The organism is Veillonella parvula (genome assembly GCF_032472435.1).
Lineage (GTDB): Bacteria > Bacillota > Negativicutes > Veillonellales > Veillonellaceae > Veillonella > Veillonella parvula_N.
Window position 1 is genome coordinate 17,650 of record NZ_JAWEGM010000006.1, and the last position, 16,941, is coordinate 34,590.

Genomic DNA, 16,941 nt, shown 5'->3' on the forward strand with positions numbered 1-16,941 from the left:
AATCTATTAATGTAGATTAACTAGTCTTCTAAGAAATTATCAGTTTCGACGATCCCCATTATTAAGAGAACCATTATGGCGATTATCATTTTGACGTCCGCCATTATTACGGTTGTTGTTTCGGTTATCATTATTTCTACGTTGGCCATTATTATTTCTATTATGGTTATTATCGTTATTCTTTGGTTTTTCTGGTTGTAATGCTTTTACAGACAGACCGATGCGATTGCGCTTTACGTCAACAGAAATGATTTGAGCTTCGATAATATCACCTACAGCAAGCACATCAGATGGATGTTGACGGCTATTGCAAAGCTCGCTGCGATGTAATAGACCATTCGTTTTAAGCCCAAAGTCTACAAAAGCTCCGAAATCAACTACGTTATGAACAGTACCTTTTACAACGGTACCGACCTTGATATCTTCAAGGCTCACTACGTGTTTTCTGGTCAATGGAGCCGGTAAATCTTCCCGAGGGTCGCGACCTGGTTTAGCAAGAGCCGCCAAGATATCCCGAACAGTCGGCACGCCCGCATCAAGCTTGGCAGCCATTTTATCGGCATCCACAAGAGGTAATTTTACTTGCAATGCTTCTAATTGAGATTTATCTTGTAAGTCTTTTAAGGTAAAGCCTAATTCACCAATGATGCGCTCTGCCAATTCATAAGACTCTGGATGAACGGATGTATTATCCAGTGGATTTTTACCGTGTTGTAAGCGCAAGAAACCAGCACATTGTGTAAAGGCTGCAGGGCCTAAACGAGGTACTTTTAGCAATTCCTTACGGCTTTTAAACACACCATTCTCTTGACGGTATGCAACAATATTTTTAGCCACCGCACTAGAAATGCCTGCAACATGTTGCAAGATAGCTGGAGATGCAGTATTTAGCTCTACCCCAACGTGGTTTACTACAGTTTCAACTACTTGGTCTAAGGTATGTGTCAATTGTTTTTGATTTACATCATGTTGATATTGACCTACGCCGATAGATTTAGGATCGATTTTAACAGATTCAGCCAATGGATCTTGTACACGGCGTGCAATCGATACAGCACCGCGAATGGTAACGTCTAAATCTGGTAACTCATCGATAGCCAATTTAGATGCTGAGTACACAGATGCGCCCGCTTCATTAGTAATGATATAGTGGCAATCTAATTTTTCCTCTTCAATCATAGTAGATGCAAATTGCTCTGTTTCGTAAGATGCAGTACCATTACCAATGGACAAGAGCGTCACCTTAAATCTACGAATCTTATCAGCCAATACCTTTTGAGCTTCCTTGCGAAGCTTTTCACTATTTGTTAAGTAGTAAGCACCGTAATCGAGCACATTGCCTTGTTGATCAATGATAGCCATCTTACAGCCGGTGCGGTAACCAGGGTCGAGACCCATGATGACGTGCCCTGCTAGTGGCGGTTGTAACAATAGATTTTTAAGATTCACACCGAATACCTTGATAGCTTGCTCGTCCGCATTTTCCGTCAATTCATTGCGGATTTCACGCTCTAAAGCTGGGAAAATAAGGCGTTTGTACGCATCGGCTACGGCGGCTGCTTTATAGTCTGCAAAGATCAACTTCGGATTTTTCTCTAACTTTTGAACCATATAAGCGACATAGGTGTCACCTGGTACAGTTAGAGCTAGTTTTAAAGCACCTAATTTTTCACCGCGATTTACCGCCAAAATACGGTGCGACGGCATTTGACGAACTGGCTCAGCATATTCAGCGTATTGCAAGAATTGTTGTTGTTCTTCCTCTTCACCGCTCAATTCAGCTTGAATAAAGCCTTCATTCCACATCTTCTTACGCAAGTACGCCCGGAAGTCTGCACTATCGCTGACGATTTCCGCTACGATATCAGAAGCACCTTGTATGGCATCCTCTGGTGTAGGAACCTCTTCTGTTATGTATTCTTTTGCGATCTCTAGCGGATCACCAGAGATAACTGTATCGTTAAGGATCATTTCCGCTAACGGCTCCAAGCCACGTTCACGGGCAATCATGGCGCGCGTACGTTTCTTAGGACGGTACGGTAAATATAAATCCTCTAACTCTTGAAGCTTTGTTGCTGCCTCTAAGGATTTCATCAACTCGTCTGTCATCTTTTCTTGCTCTGTAATAGAAGCAATGATTTCTTGGCGACGTGTTTCTAAATTGCGCAAGTATTTAATGCGTTCTTCAATGGTGCGCAATTGCTCATCTTGCAATTCGCCCGTTACCTCTTTACGATACCGCGCAATAAACGGCACCGTATTGCCTTCGTCCAGCAATTCTACTGCAGCTTGCACCTGCTTTGGCTTAACATTTAATTCACTGCCGATAAGGGCAAACATTCTTTCACTCATTTAGCTGCCTTTCTGCGATAGGTTACAAAACGATGAGGATATTGATTCTTTTCATCCACAATGCCGTCTACAACGGATTCGATAGTGAAAGCATCCTCTGAGAATTCAGGGAAAAATGCATCCCCATCAAATTCGTGGTCCACTTCAGTGATATACATAGTATCTACATAAGGTAGAAAAGCTTCGTATACTTGAGCGCCACCAATAACGTAGGCCGCATCAAGAGCACGTGCTGCTTCAGCAGCCGCCTCAGGGTTATGGAAAATCTTAACACCTTCTGGTGCATCAAAGCCTTTATCACGAGTAATTACCCAATGCTCACGATTTGGCAACAAGAACGGTAAGCTTTCAAAGGTCTTACGGCCCATGATAATAACATGTCCTGTTGTTTTTTCCTTAAAGAATTTCAAATCATTTGGCAAATGCCAAATCAAAGTATTATCTTTACCGATTACACGATTATGTGCTACGGCTACGATTAATGCTAACATACTGCCCTCTTTCAGTTAATACTATATGGCAACAGTCATAAATTATACTATTTAGCAATGGCTATAAACATAATACTATATAGCAATAGCCATACATATTATGCTATTTAACAATTGTCATGAATACAATGCTATACAGCAACAGTCATGGATAATTTACCTAAATGTTCATATCCATCTAAGGTAATGTCCTCTGGTGTGAAGTCATAGAAGTCTTTTACCTCAGGATTCACGATAATTTTTGGAGCAGGCAACGCTTGATTGCGACGTGCTAATTGCTCACGCAATGCATCTACGTGATTTTCATAGATATGGGCATTGTTGATAACATGTGTAAATTTACCTGGTTTTAAACCTGTTACTTGACCGATCATACATTGTAATGCCGCATATTGAGCCGTGTTAAACGGAACGCCAAGCCCCATGTCGCCACTGCGTTGGATGAGCATGCAGTTCAAGTAACCATCCCCTACATCCCATAAGGTTTCATACGCACATGGTTGCAACGCCATATCATCTAAATCTTCAATATTCCAAAGGGTTACAATCATTCGGCGGCTATCAGGATCTTCTTTAATCGTTTTGATAAGCTTATCTAGTTGTTTGTACTTCGCAATTTGGTAGCCGTATGCTTTACCAATAGTACCATCTTCACGCATCCATTCATCCCATACGTGCACATTCATTTCTTGCAATTTGCGCACGTCATTGGACTGCATTTGCCAAATCCACAATAATTCTTTCACAGCTGTTTTAAAAGCTACAAATTTAGTGGTTAAAATTGGAAATTCCTCTTGCAAGTCAAATTGCATGATTTGTTGAGGCAATTTGTACGTTGCAATGCCTGTGCGATTTTGACCATAAATGCCATGATCTAAAATATTTTCAATAATACCGAGGTATTGTGTATCTGCTAAGCTCATTTATCCCCCTAGATCTATATATAATAAGCAAAAAATACTAACGTATATCTTGCTAGTCTTACTAAAATATATAGTACTATCATACTAAAAAATATACAGTACTACCATATATACAGTAAAATTTATTATCCCTTATATTCTGCAATGGCCTGTAAAAAGGTAAGTCCATATTTTTTTAATTTTGCTTCCCCTACGCCTTTAACATTGCCAAACTCACCTAATGTTGTAGGTCGTAAATTTGCCAAATCTATGAGTACTGTGTCAGGAAAGATAAGATACGGTCTAAGACCCGCTTTTTCTGCCAAGTATTTGCGATGTTGACGTAAATGTTCAAATAAGCCGCCCGATGTAGAGCTGGACTTTCCTCGCACCACTGAGGCAGCAGACTTACTAGTGCGAGAAGGCACAGACACATGTTGTCTAATTTCCTCTACCTCTTTACGACCTGCTAATACTTCCTCTGCACCAGCCGTTAAGGATAATATAGGGTATTTTCCAGTCGAACTGCGCAAGTAGCCAGATGCTACAAACTGTTGGATAAGTCCTTTAATAGATTTTTCATCTACATTGCTCAGTAAGCCAAAGACAGGCAATGCATCATGTCCAGCACGCATAATACGATCCGTTCGCTCCCCGCGGACGATAGAGGTTATCATTGATGCCCCATATCGCTCATCGGTGCCCATGATGGCACGAAAAATAGCTTTTGCTTCCTTCGTAACATTGACCTTATCAGCAGAACCCTTACAAGAGCTACAATTATCACAAGTAGTCCAAACGGTGCTTTCACCAAAGTAATTAAGCATATATTTACGCAAGCAATTACTACAGAAACAGTAATCAATCATGGACTGCAATTTGCGTAACTCCACATCTTGTCGTTCCGGCGTTTCGATAGATTGTTCAATTAAATACTTATGAACCTGTACATCCTGCCCACTATAAAGCAAGATACATTCAGCAGGTGCCCCATCACGGCCAGCTCGTCCTGCCTCCTGATAATAGGACTCCATATTACGCGGCATTTGATAATGTAGCACATAGCGTACATTGCTTTTATCAATGCCCATACCAAAGGCATTCGTCGCCACCATAACCTGTAATTTATCGTCTGCATAGGCATTCTGCATTTCATGGCGCACCTCGTCGTTGAGTCCTCCGTGGTAATGGCCAGCTTTGATGCCCGCACGGGTTAAATTTTCATAAACCCGATCTACATCCTTGCGCGTTGCACAATAGATAATACCATTTTCATTGGCGTGCTCTCGCACATAATGGACAACGTAATCCATCCGCTTCGGTGTGCGGATAACAGAGAACGATAAATTAGGCCGATCAAAACCCGTCACGTATACATTAGCCGTATCTAGACCTAATAATTTTTTTATATCATTTTCTACATATTTCGTCGCCGTCGCCGTAAAAGCCCCCACGATAGGTCTCTTTGGCAATGAATTGAGCCACTCTCCGATAAGTCGATAAGACGGTCTAAAATCATGGCCCCACTCAGAGATACAGTGAGCCTCATCCACGATAACTTGAGCAATCGGTAACGCTCGCAGTACATTACAGAAAAAATTAGAGCTCAACCGCTCTGGCGCAATATATAAGAGTTTAATTTTGCCACTGCGTACTTCGTACATGGTTTTATTAAACTCTGCTTGGGTAAGCGTACTATTGATAAGTGACGCTGGTATATTCTGTACTAAAAGACCATCCACTTGGTCTTTCATAAGAGAAATAAGCGGAGAAAACACAATAGTCAAGCCCGGCTTACAAAGCGCAGGAATCTGGAAACAGATAGACTTCCCTGCCCCTGTCGGCATGATTCCAATTACATCTTCATTCCGCAACAAGGATGCAATAGGAGCCTCTTGAGCCGGTCTAAAGGAGGTATACCCAAAGTAGGTCTCTAACATACGCAACGCTTGTTGTTTCGTCACAACTTGATACGGTTTAGGTACTTCATGCTTAGTGCCTACTTGTTGTTCCATAAGGTCCTCCTTTCACGTTCCAGAAATGTAAATATTAATCTCGATGACTACTGACCAATATTTCGTATACCCAATACGAAATATCGTTTTTACATTCTTTTATTTTATCATATTTCGTTCGGTATGGGACTCATTAGTATATGATTTCATAAGCAACAATCTAATGCGTATCTCTAAAGTATATGGGCTAAATTGGTATAGGAATCTTATTAATATCACCAATTTTTTTACCCTCTAAAGTACTAATATGTGGTACAATAAAAATTATTTACTATACTATAGAATATAACTAGAACCTAAGGAGGTCTTATATAGGCATGACACAAGACAACTTAATGATTATTATCGCCTTTGCCTTATACCTAGGACTCATGATGTATATCGGGGTCTACTACTATCGCAAATCAAACAGCATTGGTGATTACATCCTCGGTGGCCGACAACTAGGACCATGGATCACAGCACTCAGTGCAGAGGCATCAGATATGAGTGGTTGGATGCTCATGGGTGTGCCTGGTCTAGCGTATACTACGGGGATTTCTGGTGTATGGATTGCCGTAGGCCTCACATTAGGTACATGGGCGAACTGGAAATTCGTTTCTAGACGCTTACGTAACCATACTGAGGTAGCCAGTGATAGCTTAACATTACCGGATTATTTGAAGAATCGTTTTCATGATCAATCCCATTCGGTAGCTGTCATTTCCGCCTTATTTATCTTGATTTTCTTCTTGATTTATACATCATCAGGATTCGTGGCAGGGGGCAAATTGTTCAATACCATCTTTGGTCTTGATTACACCGTATCCCTCTTTATCACCGCTGGCATCGTCGTATTTTATACCTTCCTTGGCGGATTCCTTGCCGTATCTTGGACAGACTGTATTCAAGGCGCATTAATGTTCTTTGCCATCTTGGCAGTACCAATTACAGCAGCCATGTACATGGGTGGCCCTATTGAAACATTCCAACTCATCCAACATGAGTTTCCACAAGGACTTAGCTTGTTTGGTAATCCATCTGATTGGTTTACTTGGGCTATCGGCCTAATTTCTTCTCTTGGTTGGGGTCTTGGCTACTTCGGTCAACCTCACATCCTAGTGCGCTTTATGGCTATCTCTGATGCGAAAGAGCTTAAGAAATCTACGAATATCGCCATGGTATGGGTTATCTTATCCCTTATGGCAGCTATTGCAGTAGGTCTCATCGGTCATGTTTACATGCTGCCAGATAAATTAGTAGGCACTGATGCGGAAACAATATTCCTCATCATGACTGAACGGCTCTTTACTCCATTTGTAGCAGGCCTTATCTGGTCCGCTGTATTGGCCGCTATTATGAGTACCGCATCTGCTCAATTATTAGTAACAGCCTCTGCTATTTCTAATGACTTCTATGCTAATATCATCCATCCAAAAGCAAGCGATAAAGAGCTTGTATTAGTAAGCCGTATCGTAGTACTTCTAGTGGCATTGATTGCCATCTATATGGCTATGGATCCAGACAGCTATATCTTGACGATGGTAGCCTATGCATGGGCAGGCTTCGGTGCAGCCTTCGGTCCAGCAATCTTGTTCTCCTTGTTCTGGAAGCGCATGACGCGTCACGGCTGTATCGCTGGTATTGTTGTAGGTGGTTTAACAGTACTCATTTGGAAACAATTTGGATTCTTTGGCCTATATGAAATTGTGCCAGGCTTCATCTTCTCTTCTATCGCAATCTATATTGTAAGCCTCATGGGTAAATTGCCTCCACGTCCGGTTCTAAAAGACTATAGAGAAGCAGAAAAAATGCACGTTCTATAAGAAAACATAAAAAAGCTAGTTGATTCACCGATCAACTAGCTTTTATTTATGAGTATTGGTGTAAACCTTCCTCAATTGCGGCTTTTACCTCTGTCACTAAAGAAGCTGGAGTAAGCACTTTTACACTTTGCATATATTGGAGCGCCCAATATTTAAAGGCGTCATGATTAACACGTACACGACATACAACATTATCAGCTGTTATATTTGTAAACTCTACATTGCCATCGAACCAATCTAAAATTTGATTTACGATGGAACGTCTAGCTTTAAACGTAACAGTAATAGATTCACCACCGAACATATAAATATGTTCCTTTACGTATTGTGACACATTAAAGGTGCGTTGTTGTTGATATCCCTTTATCTCCCGCAAAGGTTTTCTACGTTCATTTAGCACCGTAATATGTGCAATTCGATCAACGCGTAATGTAGACATGTCATCATAATTTTCGTGATTTCCTACCATGTAATAATGTCCTCGATTCATTACTAGTTGGAATGGATTAAATACATACTTCCGTTCCTTATGATCTGGGCCAAGATTAATATGTAATCGCTTATCCACATCTGGTTGGCAATAGGCCAATGAAATTTTTCTACCCTTTTGTATTGCTTCTTCTATGAGATCAATATTAAGAAATAAATCTTGGCTTCTATGAAGGTACCCCGTATTACTTTCAATATCAATACCATGAGGCTTAAAATAGGAGCTACCCAATTTTGCAACACGCCCGATTAAATCTTTACGTTGAGATGCAGTAATATGGCGAGATGCCAATATACCATCAATCAATAATCGCAATTCAGAATCTTCAAAGGTATGAATCATATAGAAATCAGTACGTCGAATTGTGCCATCTGCTCCCACAGCAGACTCTTCACATTGAATACTAAAATCTCCAGATTCATATAAATCATTTAAATGACGGCCTAAGGTTTTCCGATCGACGGATACCTCGTACCGTTCGGCTAATATACTGCGAATCTCCTCTTGAGATAACGTATGATTAGCATCTGTTTCGTCTTTCAGGATTTCTAGTATATATACTAGAACTGCCTTCTTAGATGCCATAAAAGACTCCTTTTACAAATAATACAATTAATACAACTTTATCAACTAATACAATTTATAGAATCATCCACAACACATCGGATGATATTTACAAAATACCCATACACATTATACCATATTTTCATGAACGGCTCATTTTTTCCTCATTAAAATTATCGATTTACTATACTTTTTCAGCAATATAAAATAACTAAAAGTAATAAATATAAAATAAAAGTAAATTTAATTATATAAAACAAAACCCGTTAACACTTAGTACATAAATATGTTATAAGTGTAACGGGTTTATATTTTAGCTATAAAATCAGCAGAATATAATACAGACTCATAGCAACAGGATCAAATAAAGGGAGCTATCACTTAGGAAATACTACCTGTTTTCTTACTTCTAACAAAGCCCAAATGTTCCATACGCGTTGTTAATTCATTATAAAAAGCTTCAGCCATGGCATTTTGATGCTTTGTAGTTTGAGACTGATCTGCACTAAAGAGAGCCTCTTTAATCTTTTTAATTACCGTAGATTTCGCTTTTGGTTTGTTCAACAACTCCATAAATAATAAATCCTCTTCAGAAATATCACCAATAGCATCATTGAACATATCTGCTCCATACATATATTCACTGCCACCATGAACAATAGCTTTTACAAAGTTTGTAAAACGGGCAGGAATATAAGATAAGCCCTCCATATACTCTTCTTTTACAGGGAATGTTTTATAGAAGCGAATACCACCACGTACCATATGCTCTACTACAGCACGATACAAGCTACATACAGCAGGTTCTAATTCATCATCAGATGCATGAGCTGCCTCATGGGCTGCTTTCAAAATAGCTAGGGCCTCAATCATATTGAACGTACCACCATCTTTAATAAGCGCTTGGAAGGTATCTCTTACGAGTACATTTTCAAACATTTCCAGTGCTTCCTCATCAAAGAGAATTTGGAAAACAAAGCTATTTACAATAGTGCGAACAGGAATTGTATTCACTTCAGCCGGATTTGCAACAGCAAAATTGATATCTTTTGCAACGCTAGCTTTACAAATAATCGACTTGCGGAATGTCGTATCTAGTATAAAATCTAAATATTGTTCTTGATCCGCTTGGCTATTAGGCGCCAGTTGCTCAAGTTTAGCTGCTATACTTTCATCATAGGTACGAACCATAGATAGTGTAAGGTCTGCATCGCATACATAAGCAAGATTATGCGCTTTCAAATGATCATTGAATTGATAGAAATAGCACGGATCATTATGCGGCTCTAGATGGTCATGACCTACATAATAGTCATCCTTTTGCATTACAGAGCGCAATGCACCAAGGAATTTACTATTTCGTTCTTTAAGGTTATCATAGTTAAGAATCTGAGCACCCACAAGACTGCCTACGGTCTTACCGCGCAACACCTTTTCCTTATGGGTCAACTTATCTTGGCCACGATTAGCAAACAGCATGAGCTGACGTACTTCTTCCATGGTATGCCAACCTGGATACGTATTGTAAGACACATAGGCAATACCATTATCCGCCAAATGATTAGAAATAATATTGAGCAGCTTATCCTTCATTTCATCATTGATCCAAGAGTAGAATCCATGTGCAATAATATAATCGAAAGTCCCCATAGATTCGTCAAAATTCAAAATATCTCCTTGCACCAAGGATACATTCTCTAATTTTGCATCACAAATAATTTGATTGCCCTTCTCTACTTGGTCTTGTGAAAGTTCAATGCCTACAAAGGTCGCCTCTGGGTTAAATACAGCTTGAGAAATAATATTACCGCCATAAGTAGCGCCTAGTTCAAGAACACGAGCTGTCTTCGCAGGTGGAGTATTTAGCCCTACAAGAGCACCATATGCTTCTAAATAGGCCGGCGTTATAAAAGGAAATGGATAGGATTTATAGCCTAACTCTTTATATATCGTTTGTTGCATGTCTTCCATTGCTATTTGTGAATTATCCTTAGCCATATGTACCTCTATGTTTAACTTTATGAAATATACATTGTTATTTATCATTATACCAAATTACTAGTATATTACCTACGTTTAAAGCAGTTATTACCTAAATAATATGATATTAACACATTTAGCTATATAGTATTACATACAAAAGAGGCACCCTTGAAAGGGTGCCTCATATAGTTCTCAGTCGTTAAATAACGAATTATTTTACGTCTTCAAAACCTTTTTGCAAGCGAACATAGCTTAAGCGACGTTCTTTAGCGTCTTTTTCAGTTTTAGCGAATAATTCTTCTGCAACGTCTGGAGCTGCTTTAGCCAAGGAAGCGTAACGTACTTCACCTTTAAGGAAGTCTTGGAAGCTTTCAGTTGGTTCTTTGGAATCCAAGGAGAATGGATTTTTACCTTCTTCTTTAAGTTGAGGGTTGTATCTGTAAAGATCCCAGTAACCAGCTGCAACTGCTTTACGTTGTTCTTCTTGAGCTTTACCCATACCAGCTTTGATACCATGGTTGATACATGGGCTGTAAGCGATGATCAAGGATGGACCTGGATATGCTTCAGCTTCTGTAACAGCTTTCATCAATTGGTTTTTGTCTGCACCCATAGCTACTTGTGCTACGTATACATAACCATAAGACATAGCCATCATGCCAAGGTCTTTCTTCTTAGTACGTTTACCAGAAGCTGCGAATTGAGCAACTGCTGCTACGTTAGTGGATTTAGATGCTTGACCACCAGTGTTGGAGTATACTTCAGTATCGAATACGAAGATGTTTACGTCTTCGCCAGAAGCTAATACATGGTCAACACCGCCGAAGCCGATGTCGTATGCCCAGCCGTCACCACCGAAGATCCAGTGAGAACGTTTGATCAAGAATTGTTTTTTCTCAAGAATTTCTTTCAATTCAGGAGTTGTAGCGCCTTCAGCTTCGATAGCTGCTACTAAACGTTCGGAACGTTGACGAGTAGCTGCACCAAGGTTAGCAAATTCAATCCATTGTTCTAAAGCGTCTTTCAATTCGCCAGTAGCAGTTTCAACTGCTTTAGCAGCCAATTCTACTAATTGTTGGCGGATTTTCTTAACGCCGATGTACATACCATAACCATACTCAGCATTATCTTCGAACAAGGAGTTTGCCCAAGAAGGACCATGACCTTGTTGGTTAGTTGTGTATGGAGATGCAGGCATGGAAGCACCCCAGATGGAGGAACAACCAGTTGCATTGGCAATCATCATACGGTCACCGAACAATTGAGTTAACAATTTAGCATAAGGAGTTTCACCACAACCTGCGCAAGCACCGGAGAATTCGAACAATGGTTGTTCAAATTGGGAACCTTTAACAGTTTCCTTCTTCATAGGATTTTCTTTTACAGGAAGGTTAACACCATAGTTCCAAGCTTCAGCTTGTTCGATTTCAGTATCGATGGATGTCATCACGATAGCTTTGCCCTTAGGAGCTGGACAGATATCAACACAGTTACCGCAACCCAAGCAATCTAATGGGGATACAGCGATACGGAATTGAAGATCTTTAGCACCCAATGCAGGGATTGTATCGAAATGTTCTGGAGCTGCAGCCACTTCTGCTTCAGTTGCCAAAATTGGACGAATTGTAGCATGTGGACATACGAAGGAACATTGGTTACATTGAATACAGTTTTCAGGCAACCATTTTGGAACGAACAATGCAGGACCGCGTTTTTCGAATTTAGCAGTACCAGCAGGTAATGTACCATCTTCATAGCCAGAGAATTTGGATACAGGAAGATCATAACCAGCTTGTGCATTGATTGGTTGTGCAATATTTTGAACGAAGGATGGGCAAGATTCGCAACCAGGTTTAACTGCATGATTGCCATCATCTACTGCGTCTTTCCAGCTAGCAGGAACATCTACTTTTACCAAAGCGTTAACACCTTGATCGATAGCAGCATTGTTCATGTCAACGATATTTTGACCTTTTTTACCGTAAGAAGTTACTACGGATTCTTTAAGGTATTTAACAGCATCATCTACAGGGATGATTTCAGTCAATTTGAAGAATGCAGCTTGCGTTACCATGTTGATACGACCGCCCAAACCGATTTCGGAAGCGATTTTCGCAGCATTGATGATGTAGAAGTTCAATTCTTTTTCTGCGATTTGACGACGTAATTTAGCAGGTAAATGTTCATCCAATTCTTCAGGAGACCAAGTACAGTTCAATAAGAATGTACCGCCTTTTTTGATGCCGCGAATCAAGTCGTATTCATGTACATAAGATTGACGGTGACATGCTACGAATTGAGGTTCAGTAATCAAGTAAGGCAAGTTGATTGGATTTTTACCAAAACGAAGGTGAGACATTGTTACGCCACCAGATTTTTTGGAGTCGTAGTCAAAGTATGCTTGAGCATACATATCAGTGTGGTCACCGATGATTTTGATAGCGGATTTATTCGCACCTACAGTACCGTCAGAACCGAAGCCCCAGAATTTACATTCAGTCAAACCAGGAGTTTCAACTTCTACGCCTTCAGCACGATCTAAGGACAAGAATGTAACATCATCATTGATACCCAATGTGAAGAATTTCTTACCATTTTCAGCAGCTAAATTATCGAATACAGCAACGATGTCTGCAGGGATAACGTCTTTGGAGCTCAAACCATAACGACCAGCGATAACTTTTACATTACGGCCACCGTCAACTACAGCTGCTTGTACGTCTAAGAACAATGGTTCAGCCAAAGCACCTGGTTCTTTAGTACGGTCAAGAACTGCAATGCGTTCTACAGTTTTAGGAAGAGCTTTCAACAAACGATCTGTTGCGAATGGGCGGAACAAATGAACGTTGATAAAACCAACTTTGCGGCCCAATTTGTTGAGGTAATCCACGGTGGATTCTACAACTTGAGCGGAAGAACCCATAGTTACAACAACGTCAGTAGCATCAGGAGCACCATGATAGTTAAACAATTGGTAGTTAGTACCTGCCAATTTGTTAACTTCGTTCATGTAGTGTTCTACAACGTCAGGAACGTTCAAGTAGAATTTGTTGGATGCTTCACGATGTTGGAAGTAAACGTCAGGGTTTTCTGCAGTACCACGAGTTACAGGAGCATCTGGATTTAAAGCATTTTTACGGAACGCTTTAACAGCATCCATGTCAACCAATGGTTTTAAATCTTCATAGTCCCAGATTTGAATTTTTTGAATTTCGTGGGATGTACGGAAACCGTCAAAGAAGTTGATGAAAGGTACGCGAGTTTTAATAGCTGTCAAGTGAGCTACAGCGGACAAGTCCATTACTTCTTGTACAGAGGATTCAGCTAACATAGCACAGCCAGCTGCACGAGCAGCCATTACGTCTTGGTGGTCACCAAAGATAGCCAAAGCATGTGCAGCCAATGCACGAGCAGCTACTTGGAATACACCTGGAAGTAATTCACCTGCTACTTTATATAAGTTAGGAAGCATCAATAACAAACCTTGGGAAGATGTGAAAGTTGTTGTTAATGCACCAGCTTGTAAAGAACCGTGGGTTGCAGCAGCAGCACCTGCTTCAGATTGCATTTCTACAACTTGAACAGTGTTGCCGAAGATGTTTTTTCGACCAGATGCAGCCCATTCATCAATGTGTTCTGGCATTGGAGAAGATGGAGTGATTGGATAAATCGCAGCAACTTCTGTAAAACCATAAGAAACGTGAGCAGCCGCTTGGTTGCCGTCCATAGTTTTAAATTTACGACTCATGTGATTATTGCCTCCTTAAGCATTTAGCAAAAATAGAACACTTGCTTAATCTATCATTATGTTTAGGAATAACAACCATTACAAACTTGCGCACATGAAAAAATAATGCAATAATATATATGTTATATATAATATGGCATTATGTGTGAGCATACTTTTTTGTGATGGGCACAACCATAATTCCTAATATCATAACTTGATATAGCCCTATATGCTAATTATAACGTGCTGGGCCCTATCAACGCAACACATACAGTGACTGTCGCTTTGCCAATATTGCTATCCATGCTTTACATAAAGTAATAGCTAATTGCATTACAGTAATAACTATTCTCATTTAGTTAGGTCACGTCCTATAACCAAGTTTTATTTTTAGGGGGTTAATTATGGATTTTCATCATTTGAAATACTTCGTTGAAGTAGCTGATCAAAAAAGCTTTAGTAAGGCTGCAAGGAATTTACACATCTCCCAATCTGCAATCAGCCGTACAATTAAAGCTTTAGAAGACGAACTTGGTGTTGTTCTCTTCATGCGTAATGCTAAATCTGTAGAACTTACTGATGGGGGTACCATCTTCTTAACCCACGCTAAACGCGTTGTGTTTATGTTTGAACATCTAAAAACTGATTTTGAAAACGAGTTTCGTTTGGAGCAAGGTTCCATCAGAATTGGTATTCCACCAATTACTGATGCTCCCATTTTTGCCCAGTTATTAGGTGAATTTAAAAAAGTATATCCACAAATCGAATTGGAACTCTACGAACAAGGTTCTAAAAAGGTTGAGATCAGCGTTCAGGAAGGTTTAATTGATATTGGCATCATCTGTACTAAACCAAACCCTAAAGAATTTGAATCTTTCTACCTTACGAGTGACCCACTGTCCGTTATCATTCCAAAATCTAGCCCTTTAGCAAAAGAAAAAGAAATTCGCCTAGAAATGCTAGCTGATGAATCCTTTGTATTGCATAAAGACGATTTCAACTTACATGATGAAATCATCAAAGCTTGTAAACACACCGGCTTCCAACCGCATATCGTGTTTGAAACGAGCCAACGTGATCTCATGTTACAAACAGTTAGTGCAAACCTTGCTATTGCATTATTACCATCTCGCCTCTGCCCTGAGGTAGGTGAAAATACGGAGGTTGGTTCTAAGGTTGTCGTAAGACCTCTCGTACCTGAAATTATTCATACCCTTTATGTAATTTGGAAAAAGGGTCATTACCTCTCCCACGCTTCTCGCTTGTGGTTAGACTTCGTAAACTCCAAATTACCATTACCTGGATTACAACTCGAGGATCGTCAATAATGAACAAACCATCTGGGCTCGCATGTAAATTGCGAGCCCTTTTGAAAGCTAAAGAAGCGCCCATGTGGGGCGTTATCATTGTGCTGGTTATCGTTATCATATTCCAGCAAATACAAATCTCTGAATTACAATGGCGTGTCGATGAAGACCACGATGGCTCTACCATCGACAGTGTAGCAGGTCGTCTTTACATTCTTGAAGGGATGGCTAATAAACATAGCGACCAACTAGACGAAATCCTAAAAGATATTCGTCAGCTACAAAATGACGGTGCCAAGTACGACTGGGAACTAAAACAATTACAATGGTTGCATCCAGAACTCAAAGTACAACCACCAGAGGCAAACCCACACCCATTCAAATCCACAGATCTAAACCTCGATATGAATCCTGGGAAAGTGCCTGATGTAACAAAATAAAATCAATAAAGAAATCAGGAATAAATAAAAGCACCTTATATACCTACAAAAGTCATCACAAATGACTCTTCTCATAGGATATAAGGTGCTTTTATCATTATTCTATTATAAATTTAATTGCTAGTTTTCCCATACGTCTCTGCAATGACAAGTTACTTCTACTTGCGATACGCTTCTAATTTATATGCATATTCACTTAAAAGATCCTTTGAATAGATTTTTTCATTTTTTGAATCTCTAACTTCTTTCCAAATAATAGATGCTACTTTTAATTTATTCGAATAATTGCCACTACATTCGTCTGCACAAAAATCCTTAAAAAATTGATTCCATTGACAAGCCGAATTGTCATACTTTGCATAATCTGATTCACCATAATATACTTTCAGCAAATCTCCAATGGTAAAGCTAATATTTTTTTCACTTTTTACTTTTCTCCAAGCAGTAGCCATATCAGCATTAAATTTAAATCGTGAAACACCTATTAAATCAGAAAAATATTCTCTAAACTTCGTATTAAAAGAAAAATTACATTCAAGTAATGGTGTATCTAAAGTAATATTTTCCACTTGTTTTTTTCTATTTTTTATTGATGATTTTTTAATTAAATTGCCTTTAAAGTACTGCTCAATAATATGATTGAGTTCTTGTTTTATTCCCCTATATTCTAATCCTAATGATTTACATATTTGTGAAAGTTCATCACGATACCAATAATATTTTTTAAATTCATCAAATGATGTAATTTCATCAAACTTAGGTCTACACTCTTTCAATATTCTGTCTCCTCAAGTTTAAATAATACTATTTTGTAAATTGTAACATAAAATTGAATAGTACCCAAAATCACACCATTGAAGCA

11 protein-coding genes are annotated in these 16,941 nt (G+C 39.4%); 3 read left to right on the forward strand and 8 right to left on the reverse strand.

Going from position 1 to position 16,941, the window contains the following annotated elements; all coding sequences use genetic code 11:
• Positions 1-39: 39 nt before the first annotated feature.
• From E7A03_RS08185 to recQ, 4 genes are all read right to left on the reverse strand, one after another.
• Positions 40-2,352 carry a Tex family protein gene (locus tag E7A03_RS08185; RefSeq protein ID WP_316074004.1) on the reverse strand — a complete coding sequence of 771 codons (2,313 nt, stop codon included), beginning with the start codon at positions 2,350-2,352 and terminating at the stop codon, positions 40-42.
• Positions 2,349-2,843: a dihydrofolate reductase gene (locus E7A03_RS08190; protein ID WP_008715045.1), complete on the reverse strand. Its 495-nt coding sequence runs from the start codon at positions 2,841-2,843 to the stop codon at positions 2,349-2,351. The genes E7A03_RS08185 and E7A03_RS08190 overlap by 4 nt, the downstream gene beginning before the upstream one ends.
• A gap of 131 nt (positions 2,844-2,974) precedes the next feature.
• A complete protein-coding gene (locus E7A03_RS08195; RefSeq protein WP_316074005.1) occupies positions 2,975-3,766 on the reverse strand; it encodes a thymidylate synthase in 792 nt (263 codons plus the stop codon).
• 125 nt (positions 3,767-3,891) lie between these two features.
• On the reverse strand, positions 3,892-5,760 hold the full coding sequence (recQ, locus tag E7A03_RS08200; RefSeq protein WP_278470433.1) for a DNA helicase RecQ: 1,869 nt from the start codon (positions 5,758-5,760) through the stop codon (positions 3,892-3,894).
• A gap of 317 nt (positions 5,761-6,077) precedes the next feature.
• Here recQ and putP point away from each other — a divergent pair, with 317 nt between their 5' ends.
• The gene (gene putP / locus E7A03_RS08205) at positions 6,078-7,565 is read left to right on the forward strand and encodes a sodium/proline symporter PutP (protein ID WP_024061612.1); all 1,488 of its coding nucleotides are present in this window, start codon (positions 6,078-6,080) and stop codon (positions 7,563-7,565) included.
• Between the two features lie 46 nt (positions 7,566-7,611).
• On the opposite strand, the gene E7A03_RS08210 is transcribed toward putP, so the two are convergent.
• The 3 genes from E7A03_RS08210 to nifJ form a co-directional block, all read right to left on the reverse strand.
• A complete protein-coding gene (locus E7A03_RS08210; RefSeq protein ID WP_278617816.1) occupies positions 7,612-8,640 on the reverse strand; it encodes a helix-turn-helix transcriptional regulator in 1,029 nt (342 codons plus the stop codon).
• Positions 8,641-9,000: 360 nt separating this feature from the next.
• Positions 9,001-10,617 carry a class I SAM-dependent methyltransferase gene (locus E7A03_RS08215; protein ID WP_316074006.1) on the reverse strand — a complete coding sequence of 539 codons (1,617 nt, stop codon included), beginning with the start codon at positions 10,615-10,617 and terminating at the stop codon, positions 9,001-9,003.
• A gap of 196 nt (positions 10,618-10,813) precedes the next feature.
• Positions 10,814-14,350: a pyruvate:ferredoxin (flavodoxin) oxidoreductase gene (gene nifJ, locus E7A03_RS08220; RefSeq protein WP_004696929.1), complete on the reverse strand. Its 3,537-nt coding sequence runs from the start codon at positions 14,348-14,350 to the stop codon at positions 10,814-10,816.
• 386 nt (positions 14,351-14,736) lie between these two features.
• On the opposite strand from nifJ, the gene E7A03_RS08225 reads away from it, so the two are divergent.
• Together E7A03_RS08225 and E7A03_RS08230 are read left to right on the forward strand one after the other, a co-directional pair.
• Positions 14,737-15,660: a LysR family transcriptional regulator gene (locus E7A03_RS08225; RefSeq protein WP_008602616.1), complete on the forward strand. Its 924-nt coding sequence runs from the start codon at positions 14,737-14,739 to the stop codon at positions 15,658-15,660.
• Positions 15,660-16,079, forward strand: a complete 420-nt coding sequence (locus E7A03_RS08230; RefSeq protein WP_012864710.1) for a hypothetical protein — start codon at positions 15,660-15,662, stop codon at positions 16,077-16,079. The genes E7A03_RS08225 and E7A03_RS08230 overlap by 1 nt, the downstream gene beginning before the upstream one ends.
• A gap of 158 nt (positions 16,080-16,237) precedes the next feature.
• Here E7A03_RS08230 and E7A03_RS08235 read toward each other — a convergent pair whose 3' ends face one another.
• A complete protein-coding gene (locus tag E7A03_RS08235) occupies positions 16,238-16,855 on the reverse strand; it encodes an SAP domain-containing protein (protein WP_012864711.1) in 618 nt (205 codons plus the stop codon).
• Positions 16,856-16,941 lie beyond the last annotated feature (86 nt).